The 26,666-nt window shown below is 65.2% G+C and carries 27 protein-coding genes and 2 tRNA genes; 17 read left to right on the top strand and 12 right to left on the bottom strand.

The window, feature by feature from the left end; translation table 11 throughout:
- Nucleotides 1-35: 35 nt before the first annotated feature.
- Nucleotides 36-1,853, top strand: a complete 1,818-nt coding sequence (locus VFG17_RS20750) for a DUF885 domain-containing protein (RefSeq protein ID WP_325031263.1) — start codon at nt 36-38, stop codon at nt 1,851-1,853.
- A gap of 142 nt (nt 1,854-1,995) precedes the next feature.
- Here VFG17_RS20750 and VFG17_RS20745 read toward each other — a convergent pair whose 3' ends face one another.
- On the bottom strand, nt 1,996-2,169 hold the full coding sequence (locus VFG17_RS20745) for a DUF1328 domain-containing protein (RefSeq protein WP_037557099.1): 174 nt from the start codon (nt 2,167-2,169) through the stop codon (nt 1,996-1,998).
- Nucleotides 2,170-2,378: 209 nt separating this feature from the next.
- Between VFG17_RS20745 and VFG17_RS20740 the strand changes: the two genes are divergently transcribed.
- Nucleotides 2,379-2,882, top strand: coding sequence for an FKBP-type peptidyl-prolyl cis-trans isomerase (locus VFG17_RS20740; RefSeq protein ID WP_325031262.1), 504 nt, complete (start codon nt 2,379-2,381; stop codon nt 2,880-2,882).
- Between the two features lie 16 nt (nt 2,883-2,898).
- Here the strand turns inward: VFG17_RS20740 and VFG17_RS20735 are convergent.
- Nucleotides 2,899-2,972: transfer RNA gene (locus tag VFG17_RS20735), tRNA-Gly, on the bottom strand.
- A gap of 197 nt (nt 2,973-3,169) precedes the next feature.
- Here VFG17_RS20735 and VFG17_RS20730 point away from each other — a divergent pair.
- Complete coding sequence (locus VFG17_RS20730) at nt 3,170-3,871, top strand: BON domain-containing protein (RefSeq protein WP_325031261.1); 702 nt, start codon at nt 3,170-3,172, stop codon at nt 3,869-3,871.
- A gap of 200 nt (nt 3,872-4,071) precedes the next feature.
- On the opposite strand, the gene VFG17_RS20725 is transcribed toward VFG17_RS20730, so the two are convergent.
- The 3 genes from VFG17_RS20725 to VFG17_RS20715 form a co-directional block, all read right to left on the bottom strand.
- A complete protein-coding gene (locus VFG17_RS20725) occupies nt 4,072-5,379 on the bottom strand; it encodes a glycoside hydrolase family 130 protein (protein ID WP_325031260.1) in 1,308 nt (435 codons plus the stop codon).
- Between the two features lie 144 nt (nt 5,380-5,523).
- On the bottom strand, nt 5,524-6,108 hold the full coding sequence (locus VFG17_RS20720) for a DUF4142 domain-containing protein (RefSeq protein WP_325031259.1): 585 nt from the start codon (nt 6,106-6,108) through the stop codon (nt 5,524-5,526).
- Between the two features lie 236 nt (nt 6,109-6,344).
- Complete coding sequence (locus VFG17_RS20715) at nt 6,345-6,608, bottom strand: hypothetical protein (protein WP_325031258.1); 264 nt, start codon at nt 6,606-6,608, stop codon at nt 6,345-6,347.
- A 311-nt stretch (nt 6,609-6,919) separates the two neighbouring features.
- On the opposite strand from VFG17_RS20715, the gene VFG17_RS20710 reads away from it, so the two are divergent.
- Together VFG17_RS20710 and VFG17_RS20705 are read left to right on the top strand one after the other, a co-directional pair.
- A complete protein-coding gene (locus VFG17_RS20710; RefSeq protein ID WP_325031257.1) occupies nt 6,920-7,681 on the top strand; it encodes a histidine phosphatase family protein in 762 nt (253 codons plus the stop codon).
- Nucleotides 7,674-8,555, top strand: a complete 882-nt coding sequence (locus VFG17_RS20705) for an NAD(P)H-hydrate dehydratase (protein ID WP_325031256.1) — start codon at nt 7,674-7,676, stop codon at nt 8,553-8,555. The genes VFG17_RS20710 and VFG17_RS20705 overlap by 8 nt, the downstream gene beginning before the upstream one ends.
- On the opposite strand, the gene VFG17_RS20700 is transcribed toward VFG17_RS20705, so the two are convergent.
- A complete protein-coding gene (locus VFG17_RS20700) occupies nt 8,552-8,788 on the bottom strand; it encodes a KTSC domain-containing protein (RefSeq protein ID WP_325031431.1) in 237 nt (78 codons plus the stop codon). The genes VFG17_RS20705 and VFG17_RS20700 overlap by 4 nt on opposite strands.
- Nucleotides 8,789-9,103: 315 nt before the next feature.
- Here VFG17_RS20700 and VFG17_RS20695 point away from each other — a divergent pair, with 315 nt between their 5' ends.
- The 4 genes from VFG17_RS20695 to dinB all read left to right on the top strand — a co-directional run bounded on the left by VFG17_RS20695 (nt 9,104) and on the right by dinB (nt 14,765).
- Nucleotides 9,104-9,868 (top strand): Crp/Fnr family transcriptional regulator, encoded by a 765-nt coding sequence (locus VFG17_RS20695; RefSeq protein ID WP_325031255.1) that lies wholly within the window; start codon nt 9,104-9,106, stop codon nt 9,866-9,868.
- Between the two features lie 53 nt (nt 9,869-9,921).
- Entirely contained in the window at nt 9,922-10,992 is a 1,071-nt protein-coding gene (locus VFG17_RS20690) for a sensor histidine kinase (RefSeq protein WP_325031254.1), read from the top strand.
- 191 nt (nt 10,993-11,183) lie between these two features.
- A complete protein-coding gene (locus VFG17_RS20685) occupies nt 11,184-13,514 on the top strand; it encodes a glycosyltransferase family 4 protein (RefSeq protein WP_325031253.1) in 2,331 nt (776 codons plus the stop codon).
- Nucleotides 13,515-13,658: 144 nt separating this feature from the next.
- On the top strand, nt 13,659-14,765 hold the full coding sequence (dinB, locus tag VFG17_RS20680) for a DNA polymerase IV (protein ID WP_325031252.1): 1,107 nt from the start codon (nt 13,659-13,661) through the stop codon (nt 14,763-14,765).
- Here dinB and VFG17_RS20675 read toward each other — a convergent pair whose 3' ends face one another.
- Nucleotides 14,766-16,358: a peptide chain release factor 3 gene (locus VFG17_RS20675; protein WP_325031251.1), complete on the bottom strand. Its 1,593-nt coding sequence runs from the start codon at nt 16,356-16,358 to the stop codon at nt 14,766-14,768. It lies immediately after the preceding gene.
- 220 nt (nt 16,359-16,578) lie between these two features.
- Between VFG17_RS20675 and VFG17_RS20670 the strand changes: the two genes are divergently transcribed.
- A complete protein-coding gene (locus VFG17_RS20670) occupies nt 16,579-17,073 on the top strand; it encodes a hypothetical protein (protein ID WP_325031250.1) in 495 nt (164 codons plus the stop codon).
- 258 nt (nt 17,074-17,331) lie between these two features.
- Nucleotides 17,332-18,135, top strand: a complete 804-nt coding sequence (locus VFG17_RS20665) for an enoyl-CoA hydratase-related protein (protein ID WP_325031249.1) — start codon at nt 17,332-17,334, stop codon at nt 18,133-18,135.
- Nucleotides 18,136-18,224: 89 nt separating this feature from the next.
- On the opposite strand, the gene VFG17_RS20660 is transcribed toward VFG17_RS20665, so the two are convergent.
- Nucleotides 18,225-18,827: an HD domain-containing protein gene (locus VFG17_RS20660; protein WP_325031248.1), complete on the bottom strand. Its 603-nt coding sequence runs from the start codon at nt 18,825-18,827 to the stop codon at nt 18,225-18,227.
- Nucleotides 18,828-19,031: 204 nt separating this feature from the next.
- Between VFG17_RS20660 and VFG17_RS20655 the strand changes: the two genes are divergently transcribed.
- Nucleotides 19,032-19,352 (top strand): hypothetical protein, encoded by a 321-nt coding sequence (locus tag VFG17_RS20655; protein WP_325031247.1) that lies wholly within the window; start codon nt 19,032-19,034, stop codon nt 19,350-19,352.
- Nucleotides 19,353-19,354: 2 nt separating this feature from the next.
- Here VFG17_RS20655 and VFG17_RS20650 read toward each other — a convergent pair whose 3' ends face one another.
- A complete protein-coding gene (locus VFG17_RS20650; RefSeq protein WP_325031246.1) occupies nt 19,355-20,062 on the bottom strand; it encodes a hypothetical protein in 708 nt (235 codons plus the stop codon).
- A complete protein-coding gene (locus VFG17_RS20645) occupies nt 20,059-20,616 on the bottom strand; it encodes a hypothetical protein (RefSeq protein WP_325031245.1) in 558 nt (185 codons plus the stop codon). Before VFG17_RS20645 ends, VFG17_RS20650 begins: the two co-directional genes overlap by 4 nt.
- 153 nt (nt 20,617-20,769) lie before the next feature.
- Here VFG17_RS20645 and VFG17_RS20640 point away from each other — a divergent pair, with 153 nt between their 5' ends.
- Nucleotides 20,770-21,216: an Rrf2 family transcriptional regulator gene (locus tag VFG17_RS20640; protein WP_325031244.1), complete on the top strand. Its 447-nt coding sequence runs from the start codon at nt 20,770-20,772 to the stop codon at nt 21,214-21,216.
- Nucleotides 21,217-21,270: 54 nt separating this feature from the next.
- Here VFG17_RS20640 and VFG17_RS20635 read toward each other — a convergent pair.
- Nucleotides 21,271-21,346, bottom strand: a tRNA-Ala gene (locus VFG17_RS20635).
- A 131-nt stretch (nt 21,347-21,477) separates the two neighbouring features.
- A complete protein-coding gene (locus VFG17_RS20630; protein ID WP_325031243.1) occupies nt 21,478-21,801 on the bottom strand; it encodes a TIGR02300 family protein in 324 nt (107 codons plus the stop codon).
- Between the two features lie 125 nt (nt 21,802-21,926).
- On the opposite strand from VFG17_RS20630, the gene aroA reads away from it, so the two are divergent.
- The 4 genes from aroA to rpsA all read left to right on the top strand — a co-directional run bounded on the left by aroA (nt 21,927) and on the right by rpsA (nt 26,487).
- Nucleotides 21,927-23,261, top strand: coding sequence for a 3-phosphoshikimate 1-carboxyvinyltransferase (gene aroA / locus VFG17_RS20625; RefSeq protein WP_325031242.1), 1,335 nt, complete (start codon nt 21,927-21,929; stop codon nt 23,259-23,261).
- A 77-nt stretch (nt 23,262-23,338) separates the two neighbouring features.
- Nucleotides 23,339-23,869 carry a hypothetical protein gene (locus tag VFG17_RS20620; RefSeq protein ID WP_325031241.1) on the top strand — a complete coding sequence of 177 codons (531 nt, stop codon included), beginning with the start codon at nt 23,339-23,341 and terminating at the stop codon, nt 23,867-23,869.
- Nucleotides 23,869-24,498, top strand: a complete 630-nt coding sequence (locus tag VFG17_RS20615; RefSeq protein ID WP_325031240.1) for a d(CMP) kinase — start codon at nt 23,869-23,871, stop codon at nt 24,496-24,498. The genes VFG17_RS20620 and VFG17_RS20615 overlap by 1 nt, the downstream gene beginning before the upstream one ends.
- A gap of 276 nt (nt 24,499-24,774) precedes the next feature.
- Nucleotides 24,775-26,487 (top strand): 30S ribosomal protein S1, encoded by a 1,713-nt coding sequence (rpsA, locus tag VFG17_RS20610; RefSeq protein WP_325031239.1) that lies wholly within the window; start codon nt 24,775-24,777, stop codon nt 26,485-26,487.
- Nucleotides 26,488-26,666 lie beyond the last annotated feature (179 nt).

Here is a 26,666-nt window from a genome sequence, read left to right as displayed (position 1 = left end):
CTACGCTCCGACCAACTGACAGGAGGGAGAATCGCATGACCGACACCGCGCCCGATCGACGCACCATCCTTGCCGCGATGGGCGGCCTTGCCGTCGCTGGCATCGCCCGCCCCGCGGCGGCCGAAGCGAGCGCCGACGCGCGCCTCGACGCGCTGCTCTCGGCCCAGTTCGAACAGGGGCTGCGCGACGAGCCGACGCGCGCCACTTCACTCGGCATCGACACCGGCGCGCGCGCCGCACTCCGGGCGCAATTCCCCGACTGGTCGGCCGCCGCACGCGCAGAGCGCGCGCACCAGATCGACCGCGATCTCGCCGCGGTTCGCGCGATCAAGCCCGACACGCTCGGCGACGCGGCGCGGATCGCGCACGACAGCGCCGAATTCGACCTCGTGGCGCGCCAGCGGCTTGCGCGCTTCACCTATCACACCGGCGGTTTCGGACATCGCCCCGGCCCCTATGGCGTAACCCAGCTCGGCGGCTTCTACACCGGGGTCAGCACCTTCCTCGACAGCCAGCACCCCGTCGCGACCAAGGCCGACGCCGACGCCTATATGGTGCGGCTGCAGGCGATCCCGGCGCTGTTCGACGCCGACACCGCGATCGTCGAGACGAACGCCGCGATGGGCGTCGTCGCGCCGCGCTTCATCCTCGATCAGGCACTCCAGCAACTCGCCCGCCTCCGCGACGGCGACGTCGCGGGCAAGACGCTCGTCGCCTCGATCGCCAAGCGCAGCACCGCGATCGGCCTGTCGGGCTATGGCGAGCGCGCCGCAGCGGTCTTCGCGGGGCCGATCCGCGCCGCGCTCACCCGCCAGATCGACGCGCTGACCGCGCTGCTCCCCCGTGCCGGCACCGACGCCGGCGTCGCGCGCCTGCCCGATGGCGCGGCCTATTATGCCGCGACGCTCGCGCAGCATACGACGACCAGCCTCGGCGCCGCCGAAATTCACCGCATCGGCCGCGAGCAGGTCGCCGACCTGACCGCGCGGATCGATGGGCTGCTGAAGGCGCAGGGCTACACGAAGGGCAGCATTCGCGACCGGCTGAACGCGCTTGGCAAGGCCGACGGGCAGCTGTTCGCCAACGACGATGTCGGCCGCGCCGAAATGCTCGCCTATCTCAACGGCTTGCTCGTCAAGGTTCGCCATCGTCTGCCGCAGGTCTTCACCCACATGCCCAAGGCGCCTTATGAAATCCGCCGCGTCCCGCCCGAGATCGAGATCGGCGCGCCTGGCGGATCGGCGCAGGCGGGAACCCCCGACGGCTCGCGCCCCGGCATTTTCTTCATCAACCTGCGCGATACCGCCGAATGGCCGCGCTACACCCTCCCCACCCTCGCCTATCATGAAGGCGCGCCGGGGCATTTGTTCGAAGGGGCGCTGAAATTCGAGGACAGCGAACTGCCGCTCTATCGCCAGGCGGCGTCGGTCACCGCCTATGGCGAAGGCTGGGGCCTCTATGCCGAACAGGTCGCCGACGAGCTTGGCATGTATGACGACGATCCGCTCGGCAAGATCGGCTATCTCGCCTCCTATGCCTTTCGTGCGTCGCGCCTCGTCGTCGACACCGGCCTTCATTCGATGGGATGGAGCCGCGAGCAGGCGATCGAATATATGGTCGAAAATTCGTCGAATTCGCCGAGCGCATCGCGCACCGAGATCGATCGGTATATCGTCTATCCGGGGCAAGCCTGTTCGTACAAGGTTGGACAGATCGCGATCAGCAACGCGCGCGATGCAGTGTCGAAGCGCCCCGGCTATGACATCAAGAGGTTCCACGACGTCGTGCTCGGCGCCGGGCGCATCCCGCTCGCGGTGCTCGAGCGCCGCGTTCTCGCGGCATTTCCGGCCTAGAAAAGAGTAAGCCCCGTCGCATTTCTGCGGCGGGGCTCCCTAGACTTCGTCCGAAGACAGAAGTCAAATTCTACTCTCTCTTTCGATCAAGCAGGTAAGTGAAACGCGGCGGATTGCGGATGGTTCCCGCCGCGCGAATTTTTTAGCTTATCTTGCGCGCCGCCGCCGACCCGAGGATCAGGAACAGCACGACGAGCGCGAGGCCGACGAAGAACAGGATCTTGGCGACACCCGCCGCCGCACCCGCGACGCCGCCGAAGCCGAGCACCGCGGCGATCAGTGCGATCACGGCGAAGATCAAAGCCCATTTGAACATCTTACGTCTCCTTGTTTCTGCGCGCGTCATCGGCTTCGAAAGCACAGCTTTCAAGGGAAAAGCGGCCGGGAACAGCGCGTCAAATTCTTGATAATCGATACGAAGGCACAACGACGGCGGCGCACGAAAGTTCCTGCCTTCAGGCAGATAGGCCCTTGTCTATCCTGTCCGCGATGGGTTTATCCTTGGCATCGTTCGAGGGAGTTTTCATGTCCATGCTATCGCTAGACCGGCTGTTCGCAGTCGCAGCAGCCAGCCTGTGCCTTTCCGCCGCGGCGCACGCCCAGCCGGCCGAAGGGGCCGCCACGCAAGGCACCGCCTATCTCAACCGACAAATGACGGCGCTTGCCGAGCGCCACGGCGCCGACGGCTGGCGCGTGACGCCGAGCGGGCTGCGCTGGCGCCGCATCGCCGGCGACGGCAGCGGTGTCCATCCCGGCCCCACCGACAATGTCACCGTCCATTATGTCGGCACCTTCGCCGACGGCCGCGAGTTCGACAGCTCGGTCGCGCGCGGCGAACCCGCCACCTTCCCGCTGAACCGCGTGATCGATGGCTGGCAGGAAGGCGTCCAGCTGATGGGCGTCGGCGACAAGGTCGAATTCGCCATCCCGTGGAAACTCGCCTATGGCCCGGTCGGCAAAGGCCCGATCCCGGGCGGCGCGACCCTGCTGTTCACGGTCGAGCTGCTCGGCATCGAACCTGCGGGGTGATTGTAGAGGAAAGACTTGGAGCGGGTAGCGGGAATCGAACCCGCCTAGCTAGCTTGGAAGGCTAGAGCATTACCACTATGCTATACCCGCATCTCCAAGGTCGGCGGCGATTGCCAGTTTGATCCGCCGCCGTCAAGCGCACCATTGTCGGTTCGACCTGCACAGCGCGCTCGCGCGCCCTTTGGCCGCACCCTCGCCGGAACTTCCCACGCTTCGAGACGTCACTCTATTGCCGGGGGGTTGTCGACCTTTGCGGCAGCCTGCCCGAACGACAATGGAGATGGAAGATGGACAGGTTCGACGACTGCACGCCCCTCTGGGATTATCGCGACAACGGCATTCCTGACGACCGGAGCGGCGCGGCGGGTCGGGGGCGCAGCCGCGAGCAGGCATATCGACGCGACGATTGGGACGACCGGCACGCCGGCGAGCAACGCCGCTCCTATGACGGCCACGAGAGCGCCTGGCCCGCCTATGAAAGCGACGATAGCCGTTCGCGCTATTACAAGGCGGTCGGTGAAGCGCGCGGCGGGCGCCCGGGGTCGCGGTGGCCGAGCGAGTTCGGCTATCCGGCGGCGCGCGGTTATTCGCCCTATGGCGAGGGTCGTGGGTCGCAACGGCCCGACTATGGCGACGGGGATCGCGGCTTTGTCGAACGCGCCGGCGACGAAATCATGTCGTGGTTCGGCGACCGCGATGCGCGGCGGCGGCGCGAGCAGGATCATCGTGGGCGCGGCCCCAAAAATTATGTCCGGTCGGACGAGCGCATCCGCGAGGATGTGAACGACCGGCTCACCGAAGACGTTTGGCTCGACGCCTCCGAAATCGGGGTCGTCGTAGCGCAGGGCGAGGTCACGCTGTCGGGAACGGTCGAGGATCGCCGCGCCAAGCGCCGCGCCGAAGACTGCGTCGACGCGATCTCGGGCGTGCAGCATGTCCAGAATAATCTGCGCTATACGTCGGGTGTCGTCAGCCCGAAACTGGATTGAGGAGCGGCGCCGCCCTCGGGCGGCGCCATTCTCTAAACCTTCGATAAGCGCCGCAAAATTGCCTCAAAGACCGAAATGCGACTTGGGGATATGGGTGATACGGCAGGCAAGATCGGCCTCGCCCGCGGACGGTCGACCGGAAAACTCATAACTGTTTCTCCCTCCGCGAGGGGTGGTCGCGGGAGCCGTGCGCGGCGATCCTAAACCATCGACCGGAGCAGATCGGGGACGGTCGTCGTCGCGAAGCCGATCGCGCTGTCCGATATGCCATAGGGAATGAAGAGCTCGCTTCCGACCGCGAGCGCGCCGCAGGTATAGACTACATTGGGCACATAGCCTTCGCGATCGCTTTCGGCGGCCGAGAGAATCGGACAGGCCGTGCGCCCGAGGATTTTCGAAGGATCTTCCTTGTCGAGCAGTGCCGCGCCGAGGCTGTATTTGCGCATCGCGCCGACGCCGTGGGTCAGCAATATCCACCCCTCGTCGCACTCGATCGGGCTGCCGCAATTGCCCATCTGGACGAATTCCCACGGAAAGGCCGGGCTCAACAGCGGCTGTCCCTCATCGTCCCATTCGGTCAGGCTGTCGGAGGCGAGCAAGGTGATATTCTTGCCGTCCTGCCGCCCGATCATCAGATAGCGGCCGCCGACCTTCCGCGGAAACAGCGCCATGCCTTTGTTGCGCGCGGCGCGGCCCGAAAGCGGTTCGAGGCAGAAGCTTGCGAAATCATTGGTGCGGAGCAGTTCGGAGCGGATGGAATGGCCCGAATAGGCGGTATAGGTGCCGAGATATTCGGTGCTCCCGTCCTCATGCGCGAACCGCACGAGCCGCAAATCCTCGAGCCCGTTGCGCTGTTCCTCGGTCACCGGAAACAGCACGCTGTTCGAGATCGGGCTGTCGGGCTGCCGGTGGACGGCCACCGCATGTTCGGATTCGAGATGATGCCGGTCGTCGGCAACCGCCGCCATCGCCGGTCCTGACTGCGGCCACAGCCGGAAGTCGCCACCGGGGCCGACGATGCCTTCGCGAAACGCGATCGAGCTGATATGCCCCTCACCCACCGCGCGCATCGACATGACGAAGCGCAGCTCGTCCCGACCGAGCCCGCTCTGGTCGGGATGCAGGACGATGCTGGGGTTCATCAGCGCAGCGGCGGCATAGCTATATTCGTGGCAGAAATAGGCGCCGATCAGCCGGCGCTTGACCGGCGAAATCGCGCCCGCATCGAGCTTCAGGTCTTCGGCGATCTCGGCGAACCGTTCGTCGAAGATACGGCCGATCTGCCAGTGCCGCTCCGAAAAATCCTTCCAGATCAGCCCGAGTTCGAGCTCGGCCTGCTCCTCATCGAGCCGCAATATATCGTCGATCAGTTGCGCCGCGCGCGACGGCTCCGACACGCTCGACTGCCACGCCAGGTGAAAGGGCCGCAGCACGACGCGCGACGGATCCGCTGTCAGCTTCTCGCCCAGGATGCGAAGCGGCGTCTGGTCGGGTCGGCAATCGAGCATGGGCGAGCAAAATCCTCTCTGGCGCCCCCCGACCCAGAATGTTTTGCCCCGACCGGATAAGCAAGCCCAAACCGTCCCGACTCATTGCCGTCACGGAAACCGAAGCCTCCTACTTCGCCTGGCACACCGCCGCGCAACGTCGCCTTATCCGGCGTCGGCCGGCGCCGCCTGCGTCAGCTTGCGAAGCTCGGCGATATGTTTTTCGACGACCGGCACGATCTCGCCCGCCGCCACCTTCAGGCTCGGCGTGTCGCCGCCCGTGGCATAGCCGCGGTGCAGTGCGAGTGCGGCATCATGGGCGGTCTGCTGGTGGCGAAGGTAGACGGCATCGATGCTCGCGGCGTCGGCCGCCTTGATCTCGTCGAGCATCCTCTGCTGATCGGGATCGAGCGCGGGCTGCGGCACGGTGAGCGAGGCGGCGCCCGCCGCCGCCTTCACCTTCGCCGTCGACTCGCCATGATTGTCGATCATCATCTGCGCGAAGGCCTTCACATCGTCGCGCTGCGATTTGGCGCGCAAGGCCTTCGAGGATTCGATCTCCCACATGTCGCCGGCGCCCGCCTTGGCGATATAACCGGCCGCGTCGGTCGGCGCGCCGGGCATGGCGGCTGGCGCGGGGGTTTCCATGGTGGTCTCGGTCGTGGTGTCCGCGGCGGGCGTCGTGTCAGTGTCGCCGGTGCCGCAAGCGGAAAGCATGGCGGTGGCCGCCAGCAGTGTGAATCTTTTCAACGAACGTCTCCCATTGGCCCCGCCCGCTCGTCCAGCAACGAGGCGTCTTTGCCAAAGTTCCGGCGGTTGCGCCGCCGCGAGGCCGAAATAGCGGCGGCACCAACATAGATCAGGTTTCGGGGTACGGATTTGCCGCCGCGGTCAGCAATGGTCGAGCCGCGTTTCGACGCGAATCAGCGACACCACCGACATAGATCCGATGAAGATGTTATGAGGCAGAACCGAAGGCGCCGGCCTCACACGCCGATACGTGCGTCCTGCGGCAACGCGCGCCGGTCGGCTCCGACCAGCAGGTCCGCGGTCGGCAGAAGCTTCCAGATGTTTGCGCCCGATTTGGTCATGCGCGCGAGCAGCGTGGTCTCCTGCCAGAGTTCGACATGGACGCCGTCCCCCTCATTGCGCGCGATCTGGAAGGCGTGATCGGGCCCTTCGGCGTTGAAATCAACGCGCCGCAGCTCCGCGCCGGGCGCATCCTGCAATATCATGTGAAAAGGACGCATGGCACCTCTCCTCGCCATCGGGAGCAGGTGCTAGCTGGCTCTCGGCATGGCATCGATCGACTGGCCGCAACGACGGGAAACTGCGGATATTGCCGAAACCACGAAAAGCCGATCTGGGTGGGGCCGCAGCTATCGGCGTCCATCATACAGGCTCCCTGCCGATAAGCCCTAACCTAAGTCATGAATCGGCGAAGAAGGGCTGCACCCGCGCTCAAGCGCCTGATTATTTCGCCATATATATTTTCACATGGGCGATCCCGGCGATCGCGCTGTCGAAGCAACCCGCCGTGCGCCCGTTGCGTTAGCCGATCATGACCCCGCGCTGGCCCTCGACACTCTGGATCGTCCGTCACGGACAAAGCGCCGGCAACGTCGCGCGCGACGCGGCCGACGCCGCGCGCGCGCCGCGTATCTTGCTCGACCACCGCGATGTCGACGTCCCGCTCTCGCCGCTCGGGCGGGAGCAGGCCCGCGCGCTCGGCGAATGGTTCGCCGAAGGACAAGAGCATGGCCGGCCCGAGATTATGCTCGCATCGCCCTATGTCCGCGCGGTGCAGACCGCCGAAATCTTTCGCGCCGCCGGCGGCTGCGACGCCGACGAGCGCATCTGCGTCGACGAGCGGCTGCGCGAAAAGGAGTTCGGCATCCTCGACGGGCTGACCCGCTTCGGCATCGAGGCGGCGCATCCCGAGCAGGCCGAGTTCCGCAAGCTGCTCGGAAAATTCTATCACCGCCCGCCCGGCGGAGAGAGCTGGTGCGACGTGATCCTGCGTCTGCGTTCGCTGCTCGACACCGTGTCGCTTCACTATGGCGGGCGGCGCGTGATGATCGTCGCGCATCAGGTCGTCGTGCTGTGCCTGCGCACGATCATCGAGAATCTGGGCGAAGCCGAGATATTGGCGATCGACCGCAAAGGCGACGTCGCCAATTGCGCGATCACCGAATATCGCTTCGATCCCGCCATCGGCCGCGACGGCAATCTCGTGCTCTCGCGCTATAATGTCACTGCGCCGATGAAGGACGAGGTTCCGGTGACGCGCGAACCCGATGCAATGGTCGCCGCGCGTGGTTGACGCGGTTCCGCTCGACAGCGGCTGGCTCAAGGCGAACCCGCTTCCCGATCATCACGACAATGTCGACAAGAACGGCCGCGGCCGCGTGCTGGTGATCGGCGGGTGCCGCCGCGTTCCCGGCGGCATGCTGCTGACCGCCGAGGCCGCGTTCCGCGCCGGCGCGGGCAAGGTGACGATCGCGACGATCGAGTCCGCCGCGATCCCGATCGGCATCGCCTTTCCGGCCTGCGCGGTCGTCGCGCTTCCCGAAACCCCGGACGGCGAGATTTCGCCCGAAAGCGCCGAGCTGCTTCTCGCCGAAATGGCGGGCCACGACGCGATCGTCTTCGGTCCGGCGATGATCGACGAGCAAGGCGTCGGGAAGCTGCTCACAGCGATGCTGCCCGCGCTGCCTCCTGAGATGTTCCTGCTGCTCGACGCCTTCGCGCTTCGCACCATCGCCGATCATGCCGAGGCGATCCGTGCGCGCGGCGACCATATCGTGCTCACGCCGCACGAAGGCGAACTGGCGGGGCTGCTCGGCCTCGACCGCGGCGCGATAGCACGCGACCCTTCGGGCGCCCTCGCCGTTGCTGCGGAACGCTTCGGCTGCACGGTGATGGTCAAGGGCGCGACCAGCCACCTGATGGCGGGCGACGTGCATCTCAGCTATGCGGGCGGCGGGCTCGGGCTCGCGGTCAGCGGTTCGGGCGATATTCTCGCGGGGCTGATCGCCTCGTTCGGGGCGCAGGGCCTCCCCCCGCTTCAGGCGGCCGCCTGGGGCATCTGGCTGCATGGCGAAGCGGGACGCCGCCTGTCCGAAACGATGGGCCCGATCGGCTTTCTCGCGCATGAGTTGCCGCCGCTGGTGCCCGGCCTCATGCGCGGCGTCTAGGGACCGAAGCGCCGCTGGTCCAGGTCGCGCTCGAAGCGGAAATGCCCCTTGATATGTTCGTTGAAAAACCGCCCTGCCGAATCCGCGACGCACATCGCGTCGAACAAGTCGCGCGGGACGCCGAAATAGAAATAGCAGCCGGTATCGAGGAAACGCAGGCACAAAAGCTGCGCATCGTCGTCATAGCCCGCACGGTCGATGATCGAAGAGGTGTCGAAACGGCAGACCTGCATATCCGACAAGCGCGCGGCACTTCGGGAGGTTCCGGCTCATCGTCGGGGAGAGCCAAAGAGGATGTGGCGGGCCGAATCTCGCCTTCCCGAACATGATCTGTGATAAGCGCGGCGGTAAAAAGCCCGCGCCGCATCGCCACTTGCAGCAACCCTTGCGCAGCGCGTGCGTCCTATCTGCAACACGCAAAGGACAGATGATGCGGAGCAATCGATCAGGAGGCAAGGCCATGGACGGCCGCAAGCCGCCCGAACCCAGTTTGATGCGGCGCGAAAGCGGCCCTGCCAGCCGCGATCCGCACAGCGGCAGAAATCGCCATGCCCCCTGAACTTGCCCCCCGCGGCGTCGACCTTCTGCTACGAAAGCTTTTGTACCACAGCCTGCTCTCGACCGACGACCAGGATGCGATCGCCGCCCTCCCCTTCACGCGGCGCCGTCTTGACCCGGGCAGCATCATCATTCGCGAAGGCGAACGCTGCGACATTTGCCCGATCCTGCTTTCAGGTTTTGCCTATCGGCACAAAATGACCGGCGATGGCGGGCGGCAGATCGTCGCGCTCAAGCTTCCGGGCGACCCGCTCGATTTCCAGTCGCTCTATCTCGGCCGCGCCGACCATACGGTTCAGACGCTGACTTCGGTCGAACTGGCGATCGTTCCCAACCGCGAACTCGAGCGGCTGGTCATGGCGCGCCCGTCGCTTGCCCGCGCGGTGGTCGTCGACATCGTGATCGAAGCGTCGATCGGCCGCGAATGGCTGCTCAACATCGGGCGGCGCAATGCGCTTGCGCGGCTCGCCCATCTGATCTGCGAAATTCATCACCGCCTGGCGATCAGCGCCACGAGCCTCGTCGAGAGCGACCTGCCGATAACGCAGGAGCAACTCGCCGATCTGCTCGGGCTCACCCCGGTGCATATCAATCGCACGCTGAAAGAGCTGGAACGCGCGGGAGCGATCGTGCGCAACGGGCGGCGCATTCGTATCGGCGATCTCGATCGTCTCTGCGATCTTGCGGACTTCAGCGATCTCTATCTCCATGCCCATGAGGCGGCAGATGACCGCAGCGTCAGGAGGGGTGGCTAGCCGAAGTCCGGAGGGCGCCTCACCAAAGCCGTATTGGCAAATATTGATCTTCGATGATGCGTGATGCGATCATAACCAAAGATGTTCCCGATCAAGGCATGCCTTGCAAGGCGGAGGTCTGCGCGAAGGCGCTGGTCGATGGGCTCGCGCAAGCGGTTTGGGAGACCGACGCGCGCGGCATCGTCGTATCGGACTGTCCCGCGTGGCGCCGCCACACGGGCCAATCGCTTGCCGAGCTTCTCGATCATGGGTGGATCGCCGCCCTCCACCCCGACGAGCGCCGCGGTGTCCGGCGGCGGTGGCGCACTGCGGTGGCGCGCGGAAGAAAGCTCGACATCGAGGCGCGGCTGCAGACGGAGGGAGGCGGCTATCGATGGAGCCGCTTGTATATCGTGCCGCTCCGGGCCGGGGACGACGGCATCGGCAAGTGGGTCGGCATGAGCATCGATATCATGGCGCGCAAGGAGGCCGAGCAGATATTGCGTCAAAGCGAGGCGCGTCTGCGGGTGCTCGTGAGCGACCTTCAACATCGCGTACGCAACATGGCGATGGTCGTGCGGTCGGTTTTTTCCCGAACCATCCGGGACGAACGCCCGATCGAGGATATTGCCGAACATTTCAGGGGGCGGCTCGACTCGCTCGCACGCACCCAGGTGATGCTGGCGCAGCATCAGGAGGGTCCCGTCGACCTTGAAAATCTGATCCGCGACGAATTGCTCGGCGCGGGCGTGCAGGACGGCCCGCTGCTCTCGATCGGGGGCCCCGACGTCGGCCTCACGCCGGTACAGACCGAATTGCTGGCATTGGCCTTTCACGAATTGACCACGAACGCCCTCAAATATGGGGCGCTTCGCGCTCCGGGCGGGCGTCTGGAGATCGTCTGGAGCATGAACGCCGATGCCGATGGTCGTGAAGATACCCTGCTCGACTTCAAATGGACCGAGCACGGCGTTCCCGCCATTCCCGTACGCCCCGCCTATCGGGGGTTCGGAATGGACTTGATCACGGACGCGCTGCCGCATCGACTGGGAGCCGAGACCCATATCGAGTTTCTGGGCGGCGGGGTGCATTGCTCGATTTCCCTGCCGCTATCGGAGCAGGGTGGAGCGGCTTCAGCGGCGTAAGCAGGCGCAAAACGCGACTTTCGCAACGCAGGTTAATCCCTTGCCGGATTTTGCGCCTTCAGCCGCTCGCGTCGTGCAACTCGCACCGCCAAGCCGCGTTGGCAGTGGATAGACGACGACCGGAGACGAAGCGGCTTGCGCGATATCCACGCGCGAGCGGGCACATTGCGTCATGGACGTGAGGATCGGCGATGAAATATGATGGCGAAGACCGGCTTTTCTTCCCGCTTTCCGACGAAGATATCCCTGTCCCTCAGGTCGAACCCCTCAGCTGGTGCGAAAGGCCGCGACTGGCGCTGATCGGATGCTTTCGCCCCCGCCAATGCGGTATCGCGACCTTCACCGCCGACAGCTTCGACCATCTTCGCGTCGCGGCGCCCGCTCTCGACATCAATATCTATGCGATGCGCGGTCGCCCCGGCGACGCCGACGACCCCGAGGTGCGGCTGGCGATCGACGAGCGCGACGCCGCCAGCTACCGCGCGGCGGCCGAGGCCATCAACACAAGCGGCGCGGAAGCGGTCTGGTTGCAGCATGAGTTCGGCATTTTCGGCGGTCCGGCGGGCAAGATGGTCCTCGAACTGGTCGACCGGGTCGCGGCGCCGCTGATCGTCACGCTTCACACCGTGCTGGCGAAACCGAGCGCCGACCAACAAGTCGTCATGGCGCGTCTGGTCGCACGCGCATCGAAGCTCGTCGTGATGAGCGAATTCGGCCGCGCCGCGCTGATCGACGTCTACGGCGCCGATCCCGCCCAGATCGAAGTCATCGAGCATGGGACGCCCGAGCGCCCGTTCGCGGCGCGCTCACCGCTGCGCGAGACGCTGGGCATCGGCGATCGCCCCATATTGTCGACGTTCGGGCTGATCGGCCCGGGCAAGGGTCTGGAAACCGCGATCCGCGCGCTGCCCGCGATCGCGGCGCAATATCCCGACATCCTCTATCGCATCGTCGGCGCGACGCATCCCAACCTGCTCGCAGCGGAGGGCGAAGCCTATCGCGAAAGCCTGAAGGCGCTCGCCGAGGAGCTCGGCGTCGCCGGAAACATCGCATGGGACAACCGCTTCCTCGGCAGCCGCGACCTGCTCGACCAGATCGAGCTTTGCGACATCTACCTCGCCCCCTACCCCAATCTTCAACAGATCACATCGGGCACGCTCGCCTATGCGGTGGCGCTTGGCCGCGCGGTCGTTTCGACGCCGTTCGTCCATGCCCGCGAGCTTTTGCGCGGCAACGTCGGCATCATCTTGCCCGGCTGCGACAGCGACGCGATCGCGGAGGCGGCGCTGCCCCTGCTCGCCATTCCCGAAGAACGGCGGGCGCTGCAACAACGGGCCTATGCGCGCGGTCGGCAGACCGCGTGGAGCGTCATCGCGGACCGGTTCGCCGCGCTCATTTCCAAGGTGACGACCCCGGCCTCGGCCGCGCCCATAACACGCAGTTCGCCGGCGCTCGCCGGGCTGTGGGCGATGTGCGACGACGTCGGCATTCTCCAGCATGGCGTGAACATCGTGCCCGATCGCAATCACGGCTATTGCATCGACGACAATGCACGCGCGCTGATGTTCGTGCATGGTTTGCGCCCGGCCGGCGGCGAGGCCGGGCAGCGCATGTTGACCTTCGCGAGCTTCATCCAACATGCGTGGAACCCCGAACGCGGCTGCTTTCGCAATTTCATGGGCTATGACCGCCGCTGGCTCGAAGAGGCCGGCTCGGAGGACAGCAACGGGCGCACGCTTTGGGCGCTCGGGCATAGCGCGGCGAAGGCGTCCAGCACCGATTTTCGCCGCTGGGCCGCCGAATGGTTCGAACGCGCCGCGCCGATGGTCGGGGATTTCCAGAGCCCGCGCGCGATCGCCTTCGCGCTGCTCGGCGCCGACCATCTGCTCGAAAGCGATCCCGGCAACGCACCGGCGCGCGCGATCGTCGATCGCGGCGGCGCATTTCTTTCCGCGCTCCGGAAAAGCGCGCGACGGCCGGACTGGGACTGGTTCGAAACCGGGCTCGCCTATGACAATGCCCGCCTCGCCGAAGCGTTGATCCGCGCCGGCCGCCGCCTCCCGCCGCTGCCCTACGAGGAGGCAGGCCTCTCGGCGCTCGACTGGCTGTGCGCCAAGCAGACCGCGACGGCAGGGCATTTCCGGCCGATGGGTTCGGAAGGTTTTGGACGTGCGGACGAGCTGTTCCCCTTCGACCAGCAACCAATCGAGGCTTGGGCGACAATCGCGGCCTGCGCCACCGCCTTTGCTGTCAGCGGTCAACCGGTCTGGCGCGCGCACGCCGAGGCGGCTTGGCGCTGGTTCCTCGGCGACAACGACCGCGGCGTTCCGATTGGCGACATCCGGAGCGGACGCTGCCGCGACGGCATGACGCCGCGCGGCGTCAACTATAATTGCGGCGCCGAATCGATCCTCGCCTTCCATCTGGCCCATCACGCGATGGCCGACAGCTTCTGGACGATCGAGCCCGCGCCCGCGCCGCTTCAAACGCACGCGCCGGGAGCGCCGGCCTTCGCCGCCTGATACAAGCGAGAGTGCCCGCGTTCGAAAGGCTGTCCCGAACGCACGCCCCCGGTTGATTGTGGCGCGGATTCGTGGTTTGTTCTCCCCACGCCGTCCTCCTGCGCACCGCCCATCTTCGTGCCGGGTCGACCAAGGGGTATGTGAGTGTTTGCCGATCCTGACACGACGCCGGCGGGCCGCAAGATCATCCATGTCGACATGGATGCCTTCTATGCCTCGGTCGAGCAGCGCGACGATCCGGCCCTGCGCGGAAAACCCGTGGCGGTCGGCGGCTCGTCGCGGCGCGGCGTCGTCGCCGCCGCCTCTTATGAAGCGCGCAAGTTCGGCGTCCGCTCGGCGATGCCGAGCATCACCGCGAAGCGCCAATGCCCCGGCATCATCTTCGTGCCGCCGCGCTTCGAGGTCTATCGCGACATCTCGCACCAGATTCGCGCGATTTTCCGCGACTATGCCGACGAGGTCGAGCCGCTGTCGCTCGACGAGGCCTATCTCGACGTCAGCGCCGACAAGGCCGGGCTGGGCAGCGCGACGGCGGCGGCGAGGCTGATCCGCCAGCGTATCCGCGCCGAAACCGGCCTCACCGCGTCGGCCGGCGTTTCCTACAACAAGTTCATCGCCAAGCTCGCGTCGGACCAGAACAAGCCCGACGGCCTGACCGTGATCCCTCCGGGCAAGGGCGCCGCCTTCGTCCAGACGCTGTCGATCCGACGCTTCCACGGCATCGGCCCGGTGACCGCGGCGAAGATGGAGGGGCTCGGCATATTTTCGGGCGCCGACCTCGCCGCCAAAGACCCGATGTGGTTGGCCGAGAATTTCGGCAACAGCGCCGAATGGCTCTATAATCTGGCGCGCGGGATCGACCATCGCCGCGTCAAGTCGAACCGGCCGCTGAAGTCCTTGGGCGGCGAGCGCACCTTCTTCAACGACCTCGTCACCGACACCGAAATCCGCGAGGCGCTCGCGCATGTCTGCACCGTCGTCTGGGACCGCGCGGCGAAAAAGGGCGCGCGCGGACGGACGGTGACACTGAAGCTGCGTTACGCCGATTTCCGCACGATCACCCGCGCGAAATCGGTTACCCACCCGATCCTCGACGGCAATTCGCTGCTCGCCGCGGGCGAGGCGATCCTTGCGCCCCTGCTCCCCACCGAACAGGGCATCCGCCTGCTCGGCGTGACGCTGAGCAAGTTCGACGGCGAGGAGGATCAGGAGGAAGCGGCGGAGCCGAGCGATCTGCTGAGCCTGATCTGATCACCCCGCGTCGGCGAACACGCGCTCCTTGGTCGCCGTAAAGCGGATCGACGGGTTGCGCTGGGTTACATAGCCGACCTCCCACGCATCCTTCGCCATGAACACCGGCGCGCCGTCGCGGTCGGTCGCCGCGGCACCGCGGTTGTCGGCCTGGAACGCCTTCAAGGCCGCGGCATCGTCGCTCGCGATCCAGCGCGCAGTGTCCCACGGCGACTGCTCGAGCTTCGCCTCGACCTTATATTCGGCCTCCAATCGGCTGATCAGCACGTCGAGCTGGAGCTGGCCGACGACGCCGACGATCATGTTCGCACCGATTTCGGGGTAGAAGACTTGGATGATCCCCTCCTCGGCCATGTCGTCGAGCGCTTTCCTCAGCTGCTTGGTCTTGGTCGGGTCGACGAGCGCGACGCGGCGCAGGATTTCGGGCGCGAAGTTCGGCAGCCCGGTGATCATGATGTCGCTGCGTTCGGAGAGCGTGTCGCCGACGCGCAGCGTGCCGTGGTTCGGAATGCCGATGATGTCGCCCGGGAAAGCCTCTTCGGCCATCTCGCGATCCTGTGCGAGGAACAGCATCGGGCGGCTGATCGCGATCGCCTTGCCCGTCCCGCCCTGCATCAGCCGCATGCCGCGCTCGAACTTGCCCGAGCAAAGGCGCATGAAGGCGATGCGGTCGCGGTGCGCGGGGTTCATGTTTGCCTGCACCTTGAAGACGAAGCCGGTGACGGCATCGTCATCGGGCCGGACCGGCGCGGGTTCGGCGGGCTGCGGCTGCGGCCCCGGCGCGTGGCTCGCGAGCCCCGCGAGCAGGTCGACGACGCCGAATTCCTTGAGCGCCGAACCGAAGAAGACCGGCGTCAGATCGCCATTGCGGTAGGCGGCGGCATCGAAGGGCGCATAGCAGGCCGACGCCAGCTCGGTCTCTTCCTTGAGCAGCGCGAGCGCCGGCGCGCTGAGCTTCGCGGCAAGCCGCGGGTCTTCGAGCCCCTCGACCGCGATCCGGTCGCCCTCATACATGCGCGACGCGTCGCCGCCGGGCACCATCAGCGCGGGGTCGACGAGGTCGTAGATGCCCTCGAACTGCCCGCCCATGCCCGCGGGCCAGTTCATCGGGCAGACGTCGAGCGCGAGCCGGTCGGCGACCTCGTCGAGCAGCTCGAACGGCGTCTGCCCTTCGCGGTCGACCTTGTTGATGAAGGTGATGATCGGCACCGAACGCAAGCGGCACACTTCGAACAGCTTGAGCGTCTGCGGCTCGATGCCTTTGGCGGCATCGATCACCATCACCGCGCTGTCGACGGCGGTGAGCGTGCGATAGGTATCCTCGCTGAAATCCTCGTGTCCCGGGGTGTCGAGCAGGTTGAAGATCAGTCCCGCATGCTCGAAGGTCATCACCGACGAGGTCACCGAAATCCCGCGCTGTTGCTCGATCTTCATCCAGTCCGAACGCGCACGCCGCGCGGCGCCGCGCGCCTTGACCTCGCCCGCGATATGGATCGCGCCGCCCGCGACGAGCAATTTCTCGGTCAGCGTCGTCTTGCCCGCGTCGGGGTGCGAGATGATGGCGAAGGTGCGGCGGTCGGGGTGCTTGGACATGGCGCGGGCGCCTAGCAGGTGGCAGGGCAAGTGGAAAGGGGCTGGCGCCGGGGCGGCGGCGGACGCATGATCGACCTATGCGAACCATGCTCCTCGTCGCCGTCTTGCTCGCCGCGCCCGCGGCGGCGCAGGATTCACCCTTCGTCGGCGAATATAGCCTCGCCGAAGGGCCCGACGTGGGCGGCGGGCTGCTGATCGGGACGACGGCCGCTTTCAATATATGCTCGCCGCGGGTGCGCTCGACGAGCGCGCCGAGGGCCGCTGGGAAATGCGCGGCGAGCGCATCTGCCTCACCACCGATCCCAAGCCGGTGCCGCCAGCGATGGAAAAGGGCCCGCTGATCGAGGTCGAGGGCACCGTCCCCACGCTGCTCGTCACCTGGCCGAACGGTGAAGGCGTTCCGGGCGTCGATTTCACCATCGGCTTCGACAGCGGCGATCCGGCCGAGGATTACACCCAATATTATGGCTGGACGATGCCCGAGGACGACGCGCGCGTGCCGCGCTGGGTCGAACTGCGCGAGCCGATCTATGGCATCACCGCGCCGCGCTATGATCTCACCGAAGCCGACGGTGGCAAGCTCCGCGTGATCATCGTCCCCAACGACATCGGCGTGGTCGATTTCGACGGCGCGTGCGCCGAAAAGACCGAGCGCGGGCTGACGCTGCACCGCGCCGAGGGCGATATGCGGTTCGTGCGGTTGGGCGGGGAGTAGCGGCGGTCTTGGGTTGGAGAGCGGCCGTTCTCCAAATTTCCTTCGTCATCCCGGACTTGATCCGGGATCCCGCTTTTGATGCACTCACGGGCTTCGACTGCAAGCGGGACCCCGGATCAAGTCCGGGGTGACGAGGATTGATGGTTCCGCTCCCTATCAAAACCCACCGCTCCCCTTCCCCCCTTGCACTCCTCTCGCAAATGCGTCACATCTTTACGTGAACGTAAAGGTAAAGCACCCGCGAGAGGATTCTTCCCCATGACCCTTCCGACTTTCGACACGATCAAGCTCGACATCACCGACCATGTCGCGACGATCACGCTCAACCGCCCCGACCGGCTCAATTCGATGCCGCCCGCGATGGCCGACGACATCCGCGAGGCGCTCGACCATCTGCCCGGCCTCGGCGCGCGCGCGCTGCTGATCACCGGCGAAGGGCGCGGCTTCTGCTCGGGCGCCGATCTCGCGGGCGACCGGTCGGGCGGCGGTGCGGTGAGCGGCGGGGCGCGGAGCCGCAACGCGCTGCGCGGGCATTACAACCCGATGCTGCTCGCGCTCGCCAACCTCGACATCCCGGTCGTCGTCGCGGTCAACGGCCCCGCGGCGGGCGTCGGATGCAGTTTTGCATTGTCCGGCGATTTCACCATCGCGGGCAAGAGCGCCTATTTCCTCCAGGCCTTCGTCAACATCGGCCTCGTCCCCGACGGCGGCTCGTCGTGGCTGCTGCCACGCCTCGTCGGCGTGCCGCGCGCGCTGCAGATGATGATGCTCGGCGAAAAGATCGGCGGCGAACAGGCCGCCGACTGGGGCATGATCTATAAATGCGTCGACGATGCCGAGCTGATGACCGAAGCACAGGCGCTCGCGGCGCGGCTCGCCAACGGGCCGACAATCGCGCTCGGCACGATGCGCAAGGTCTTGCGCGAGGGACTGTCGCAAGATTTCTCGACCACGCTCGACGCCGAAGCCAAGGGCCAGTTCATCGCCGGCGGCACCGCCGACGCGATGGAAGGGATCATGGCCTTCCAGCAGAAGCGCAAGACCGAATTCAAGGGGAAGTAAACAGCGTCGCCCCCGCGGAGCCGGGGGCCGCTATCGGCATAGCGTAAGGTCGCCAGCGGCCCCCGCCTTCGCGGGGGCGACGGGCTATCCTACTCCGCCGCTTCCTCGACCATTACCTTCTTGTAGATGCTCGTGCGCGGATAGGAGCAGAGCCGCATCACCATCGGCTCGAAGAATTCCAGCGGCTCGCTATCATAATCGGGATCGAACGCCGGCGCGTCATATTTCTCGCAGAATTCGGCGCACGCCGCATAATGCGGGCTATCCTTGAACTGGTCGCGCATGTCGCGGTCGAGCCCGAGATAGTGGAAGAAATAATGGCCCTGGAACACGCCATGATGCTGCACGATCCAGAGATTTTCCTCTGACAGGAAAGGCTTCAGGATCGCCGCCGCGACATCGGGATGGTTGAACGCGCCGAGCGTGTCGCCGATGTCGTGGAGTAGCGCCATCACGACATATTCCTCGTCGCGGCCATCCCTGTGCGCCCGCGTCGCGGTCTGCAGGCAATGTTCGAGCCGGTCGACCGGAAAGCCGCCATAATCGCCGCCGAGCAGCTTCAGATGGTCGAGGATGCGCTTGCCATTGTTCGGCGCGAACTCCTTCTGCTCGCGCGCGATGATGTCCCAATCTTCCTGCGTTCCGTCGATCATCGAGCGGAATTTGGCGTGATCGTGCGTCATCTCGTTCATGGCAGCCTCTCCTCGTTTTCTGTCAGTTTATACCTCAATGCCTTAGCTTCAAGACCCTATATTATGAACCTATTTGGATAAAATGATTGACAAATCACTCCATATGTTCCATATATGTTCTACAGTGAAAGTGCGATCCACGGGGATTTTGCCCCTGATAGCCGTCTCTCGAAAATAGGTTAATCAATAAGAGGAGAGCAAATCATGCAAGGCATAGAAAAGGAAACCATCATCTTTTCGGGGTTCGTCCAGATCATCCAGGGGGACGAATATCGATCATATGACATCCTAGGAAAATCAAAGGATGAGAATGGAAACTTGGGCAGGCACAAGAAAATCGGCACCATCGGCCCCGACACTCGCGGTCAATTTGGCTGGATCAATGACCGGCAGATTACGATTTTCTCGGGATGCTATCTAACCGATGGATCGTCGCTTGAGGGGTATGTGGAAAGCAGGGTTGGAGGCCTAAGTTTCGATATGGGAAGCGGCAATCCACCGCCGGAAGCCGCTGAAAACAATTAAGGCTACTCAAACTGGGCGTTTACGACCCCATATTTGACGGCCTCATCCATCGTAAGGCAGCGGCGCGTCGACTTGTCCGGGCCGCTGCCTTTCACCGCTTTCTGCTTATACATGATGTCGGTGAGCAGTTCGCGCGACAGGAACATGCGGATCATGAAATCATTGTCTTCGCTGGCGAGCTGCGCCGCATCTTGCTCGATCTCGCCGATCAGTTCGGTGGTCGCGTCGGTTCCCATGGCGACGCTATAATCGATCGTGCTGCGATCGCCGGTTCGCGTAAACATATGGACGATGAATTGTCCGCCTGGATCGATGGTGCGCGATCGCCCGCCCATGAACATGAAGTTGCACGCGCTGTAACAGGCCCAGCCCGAAGGGATGCGCGTGATCACGTCTAGCGTGTCGCGGATCAAGCGGCCCGCCTCGTTGCCAGCCCGCGCATCGCCGCCGGGAGAACTGAGCCAGATTTCATCGAGACCCGGATGCTTGGCGAGCGCGACCTTCAGCCGCGGCACGACATCCTTGTCGATGCGGCCCTCGCCCTTGATGATCTTCCACCCGTCCTTTTCGAAATAGGTGAATTGCATCTGCGGGTTAGTCGACCAGCCCGGATTGAGCGGGCAGGTCGGATTGATCGGATCCATGGCCGGCTTGGCGCCAAGCGCGAGGAGCGCGGCGGTGGCAATCGAAAGGCGGGCCAGCCGCCTCATGCCGCCACCACATAGCGCGCCTGCCCCGGCTCCTTGCACATCCGCTTCGTCACGCGCGTTTCCTCGCCCTCGACGATGATGAAGTCGGTGACATTCATACAGCGCCGCCCGCCGCCTTCTTCGTTGATCGAAGCGACGGTCGACGACCCGCTGACATTCTGGCGTGTTTCGCTCGTCCAGTTGGCGGTCGCGCCGACCTCTTCGCCGCGCGTGACCTCCTCTGTCGCTGCCGCCGCCTGCACCTGTTCGGCGGGGTCGAGGCGGCAGGCGATCACGTCGGTCAGCGTCCCGCTCACTTCCGCGATCGGCACATAGGAATAGACGCCGGCCTTACTCGCCACGTCGCCGACCGCGTCGTTGATGACATTGCCCAATATGTTGCGGCCGATGCTGCTGCCCTTCTTGCCCTTGGGACAGCCGCCATTGTCCTCTTCGCTCGGCTTGGGCGCCGGGGTCGTCACCTTGCGAAGCAGGCTGCCGAACTGCGCCTGCGCGGGCGCCACCGCGAGCAGGCAGGCCGCCAGCACTGCGGGAGTCGCGAATATTTTACGCATCATCGAATCCACCCTTGTCGCGCCCGGTTCCGGGCCACCATGCGACCTTTTATAAGGACGGTTCATGCCACCCGCTGTGATTTTCATCAACCGTGCAACATTTGTCATCCAGACAGGTTGAATTAAGGTCGAATATATCACAGTAACGCCGCCATGCTCTCGCAGAAGACCCGCTACACGATCCGTGCGTTCCAGCATCTTGCCGACCATTGGGGCAAGGGGCAGGTGCAGCTCGCGGACATTGCGGATGCGCAGAATATCCCGCCCAAATTCCTGACCGTGATCCTGTCCGAAATGGCGCGCGAGGGCCTGCTCATTTCGCAGCGCGGGCGCGACGGCGGCTATCAGCTCGCCCTCCCCCCGATCGATATCAGCTATGGCGACCTCGTCCGCCTGACGCGCGGTTCGCTCGCGCTCGTTCCCTGCGCGGCGCGCAACGCGCACGAACATTGCAAGAATTGCCTGCCCGAATCCGAATGCCGCCTGCGCAGCTTGATGCTCCGCGTCCGCGACGACACCGCCTCGATCCTCGACCGCATCACCCTCGCCGACCCGATCGAACTCGCGCCGCTGTTCGACAAGGAAGAAGCCGCCGAATAGCGCCATCGTCGTCAGCGCAACAAAAAAGGCCCGCTTTCGCGGGCCTTTTTGTAATGGTGGAGCCTAGCGGGATCGAACCGCTGACCTCCTGCATGCCATGCAGGCGCTCTCCCAGCTGAGCTAAGGCCCCGTGCCATTTCGCGTGTCGCCTTCGCCAACAATCTGGCTGCTGCGACCGGGACGCCGCCTTTAGCAGCGCCGCCACGCGATGCAAGGGGCCAAATCATCTTTCGATGCTTTTTTGACCCCTCGCGGTTATTATCAGCTTTCGTCGTCCTCGTCGTCGCCCGTGGCCACGCCGAGATCGTCGTCGCCGCCCAGATCGACGTCATTGTCCGGCGAATCGCTGTCCTCGTCGACATCGACGTCCAGATCCAGATCCTCGTCGGTGCTTTCTTCCTTCGCGACCTTGCCGGGCTTCTCGACTTCCTCGAACGGCATCGGCTGCTTCGATTTCAGCACCGATTCCGGGATCCAGCTATAGCCGCAATTGATGCAGCTGATCGGATCATCCTTGGTCAAATCATAGAATCGGGTGGCGCATTTCGGGCAGCTGCGCTTCGTGCCCCATTCAGCCTTGATCATAAACGCCTCATAATGTTTTGAAAACAGTATAGAAATATCGGAAAAACGACGGCACTTGAATAGCTATCCGTCAGATCGGCGTGCGCCTTGCCAGATTGCAAGGCCGCTGTCAAAAGCCGCACGCCATGACCGATCAAACCGCTAGCCCACGCAGCTTTTCCGCTTCCGTTCCGCTCAAAGGCGGGATCGCGATCCCGGGGGACAAGAGCATCTCGCATCGCTCGCTGATGCTGTCGGCGCTTGCGGTCGGCGAAAGCCGCGTCACGGGCCTGCTCGAAGGGCATGACGTGCTCGCGACGGCAGCGGCGATGCGCGCGATGGGCGCGACGATCGAGCGGCGGGACGATGGCGAATGGCGCATCCACGGCGTCGGGGTCGGCGGGCTGCTCCAGCCGCGCGAGGCGCTCGACATGGGCAACAGCGGCACCTCGACGCGCCTGCTGATGGGCCTCGTCGCGAGCCACCCGATCACCGCCACCTTCGTCGGCGACGCGAGCCTTTCGGGGCGCCCGATGGGCCGCGTCATCGATCCGCTGTCGCAGATGGGCGCGGACATCAATGCCTCGCCGGGCGGCCGGCTCCCCCTGATGGTCCGCGGCCTCGCCCCCGCCATCCCCCTTTCCTACCGCCTGCCGATGGCGTCGGCGCAGGTGAAGAGCGCGGTGCTGCTCGCGGGGCTCAACACGCCGGGCATCACCGAGGTGATCGAGCCCGTCCCGACCCGCGACCATAGCGAGCGCATGCTCCGCGGCTTCGGCGCCGAGCTGACCGTTGAAACCAACGGCGAAGGCGCGCGCCATATCCGCATTCGCGGCGAAGCCGAATTGAGGCCGCAGACGATCATCGTCCCCGGCGACCCCTCGTCGGCGGCCTTCTTCATCGTCGCGGCGCTGGTCGTGCCCGGATCGGACGTCACCATCGCCAATGTCGGCCTCAACCCGACGCGCGCCGGCCTCGTCGAGGTGCTGCAGCAGATGGGCGGCGACATCGCCCTCCTCGATGCGCGCGAAGTCGGCGGCGAGCCCGTGGCCGACCTTCGCGTCCGTCACAGCAACCTCAAGGGCATCGCGGTCGATCCCGCCGTCGCGCCGAGCATGATCGACGAATTCCCGATCCTGTTCGTCGCCGCCGCGCTCGCCGAGGGCCGCACGGTGACGACCGGGCTCGACGAGCTGCGCGTCAAGGAAAGCGACCGCCTCGCCGTGATGGCCGCCGGCCTGAAAGCCATCGGCGCGCGCGCCCAAGAAAGCGAGGACGGCCTCGTCATCGACGGCACCGGCGGCGACCCGCTGCCCGGCGGCGCGACGATCGCCGGCCATCTCGACCACCGCATCTGCATGAGCTTCGCGGTCGCGGGTCTCGTCAGCCGCGCCCCGGTGGCGGTCGACGACATCGCGCCCGTGGCGACCAGCTTCCCCAATTTCGAAACGCTGCTGGGGCAATTGCAGCAGGACCTGTGATCGCCGTCATCGACCACCGCCGCGGGTTCGTGGCAGGATTGCGGCTCGATTTCAGGATATTAAGGGATTTGCGCACGATGAAGATCCAGACCGCCGCCATCGCCGCCCTGCTCTTGGCCTTTTCGGGGGGAACCGCGAATGCCGGCGAGCGCATCGCCGACCCGTTCGCCCGCGCCGACGCGAGCTTCTCGCGCTATCCGCTCAATTTGCCGACGACGCCGCAGGCGATCGGGCGGCTCATCAACGGCGACGTGTGCGGCGAGGAGGAAGGCATCGACTGCGAGTGGGAAGACGAAACAGGCGTGAGGCATGTCGTCGTCGGCAATGACGTTCTGGCGATCAAGGCGGTCGATGTGGCGATGCTCGGCAACCGCCATATCGCCGCGCTGAACATCGGAACGGCGCGCCAGCGCGCCGACGTGCTGGCGAAGGTCCGCGCCTTCCTTCCCGAAATCGCGATCGACTGCCTCGAACCCGGCAAGGCGGGCGAAGGCAAGGGCGTCGCCTCGTGCGGCGGAAGCTTCGACAATGGCGGCTGGATCAAATTGCTGTTCGGTCCCACCGGCCGCCTGACCAGCGCGCGCGTCGACGCGTTCCAGATCAACTGATGATCATCGCGGTCGACGGTCCCACCGCTTCGGGCAAGGGCACGATCGCCCGGGCGCTCGCCGCGCATTTTGATCTGCCCGTGCTCGATACCGGGCTCCTCTATCGCGCGGTCGGTTATCAGACCCAGCTCAACCACGGCGACCCTGACAATGCCGCCGACGCGCTCGCCGCTTGCGATTTTCCGGACCGCCTACTGGACGATCCGGCGCTGCGATTCGAAAGCACGGGCAGCCTCGCGAGCCGCGCGTCGGTCCATCCCGCGGTGCGCGCCGCGCTGCTCCAGCGCCAGGTCGATTTCGCCAACCAGCCCGGCGGCGCGGTGCTCGATGGACGCGACATCGGCACGGTGATCGCCCCCCACGCCGACGCCAAATTGTTCGTCACCGCCTCGCCCGAGGAACGCGCGCGCCGCCGCCATGCCGAGATGGTCGCGCGCGGCGTCGAGGTCAGCTTCGACGCGGTGCTCGCCGACGTTCACGCGCGCGACGCGCGCGACACCGGCCGCGCCGACGCGCCGCTGCTCCGCGCCGAGGACGCGATGTTGCTCGACAATAGCGACATGGACCGCGATGCCGCGATTGCGGCGGCGATCACCTTCGTCGAGGAGCGCCGCAGGGCGCGGGGCTAGAACCGGCTTTCCGCCTTGCTTTTGCAAGGGCTGCGGACTATATGCGCGCCGTCCGACGGGCTATTTGCCGGTCGAGGCATGGACAAACCGCCGCTCCATATCCGAGCGTCGGGCGCGACGGGGTTCACCCATCGCGCCCCTTTTGCTTTGCCCTGCCTTGTCCTGCGAAAGGTTCGAAGGATGTCCCGCCTCGCATTCGGCGGACGGGACGGATCGGCCACTAAGACCAGCGGAACCAACCGCTTGGCCGGAACAATGAAGTAAGGAAAACACTCTATGGCCTCTACGGCTTTTCCGTCGCGCGACGATTTCGCCGCGATGCTCGACGAATCGCTGGGTGGTGCTGATGGCGGCTTTGAAGGCCGCGTCGTCAAGGGCACCGTGACTGCGATCGAAAACGACCTGGCAGTGATCGACATCGGCCTGAAGAGCGAAGGCCGCGTACCGCTTCGCGAATTCGCGATGCCGGGCCAGAAGGCCGACCTCAACGTCGGCGACGAAGTCGAAGTTTATGTCGACCGCGTCGAAAACGCCAATGGCGAAACCATGCTGTCGCGCGACCGTGCTCGCCGCGAAGCCGCCTGGGACCGCCTCGAAGAAGAATTCAACAAGGAAGCCCGCGTCGAAGGCGTCATCTTCGGCCGCGTCAAGGGCGGCTTCACCGTCGACCTCGGCGGCGCCGTGGCGTTCCTTCCGGGTTCGCAGGTCGATATCCGCCCCGTGCGCGACGTCGGCCCGCTCATGGACCTGCCGCAGCCCTTCCAGATCCTCAAGATGGATCGCCGCCGCGGCAACATCGTCGTGTCGCGCCGCGCCATCCTCGAGGAAACGCGCGCCGAACAGCGTTCGGGCCTGATCCAGAACCTCGAAGAAGGCCAGATCATCGAAGGCGCGGTCAAGAACATCACCGACTATGGTGCGTTCGTCGACCTCGGCGGCATCGATGGCCTGCTCCATGTCACCGACATGAGCTACAAGCGCGTCAACCACCCGAGCGAAGTCATCAACATCGGTGACACCGTCCGCGTCCAGATCATCCGCATCAACCGCGACACGCAGCGCATCAGCCTCGGCATGAAGCAGCTCGAAAGCGATCCGTGGGAAGGCGTCGCCGCCAAGTACCCGGTCGGAGCGAAGCTCACCGGCACGGTCACGAACATCACCGATTACGGCGCGTTCGTCGAACTCGAAGCCGGCATCGAAGGCCTGGTCCACGTCAGCGAAATGTCGTGGGTCAAGAAGAACGTCCACCCCGGCAAGATCGTTTCGACGAGCCAGGAAGTCGACGTCATCGTCCTCGAAGTCGACAGCGACAAGCGCCGCATCTCGCTTGGCCTCAAGCAGGCCCAGTCGAACCCGTGGGGCGCCTTTGCGGAAGCCCACCCGGTCGGCTCGGTCGTCGAAGGCGAAGTCAAGAACGCGACCGAATTCGGTCTGTTCGTCGGCCTGCCAGGCGACGTCGACGGCATGGTCCACATGTCGGACATCGCGTGGGGCATCTCGGGCGAAGAAGCGCTGCACCTCCACCGCAAGGGCGAGGCCGTGCAGGTCGTCGTTCTCGACGTCGACGTCGAGAAGGAACGCATCAGCCTCGGCATCAAGCAGCTTGAAAAGGGTGCTCCGGCCGTCGGCGGCGGCGTTGCCGCTGCCGGTTCGCTGAAGAAGAACGACGTCGTCACCGTCTCGGTCCTCGAAGTCCGCGACAACGGCCTCGAAGTGCAGGCCGGCGAAGATGGCGCCACCGGCTTCATCAAGCGCGCCGACCTTGGCCGCGACCGCGACGAACAGCGCGCCGAACGCTATCAGGTCGGCCAGAAGTTCGACGCGATGGTCATCGGTTTCGACCGTTCGAAAAAGCCGAACTTCTCGGTCAAGGCGATGCAGATCGCCGAAGAGAAGGAAGCCGTCGCGCAGTACGGTTCGTCGGACTCGGGTGCGTCGCTCGGCGACATCCTCGGCGAGGCGCTGAAGGCCGGCAAGAAGGACTGATCCTCCTTCCGCCGACAGGCTACAGAAAAGGCCCGCAGAGTGTCCCTCTGCGGGCCTTTTTCTTGTCGTGATATATTTTTGACCGGACCGCGATTCGTGATACCTTCGCCGCGCGTTGGGAGGGGTCTCACGCACAAAATCCGGCAACGACCGGAAACCCGTTTCGGCGGGAAACGCGT

Origin of the sequence: Sphingopyxis sp. (assembly GCF_035686825.1) — a bacterium.
GTDB lineage: Bacteria > Pseudomonadota > Alphaproteobacteria > Sphingomonadales > Sphingomonadaceae > Sphingopyxis.
The sequence above is the reverse complement of the archived record's forward strand: the minus strand, read 5'-3'. Positions and strand labels throughout refer to the sequence as shown.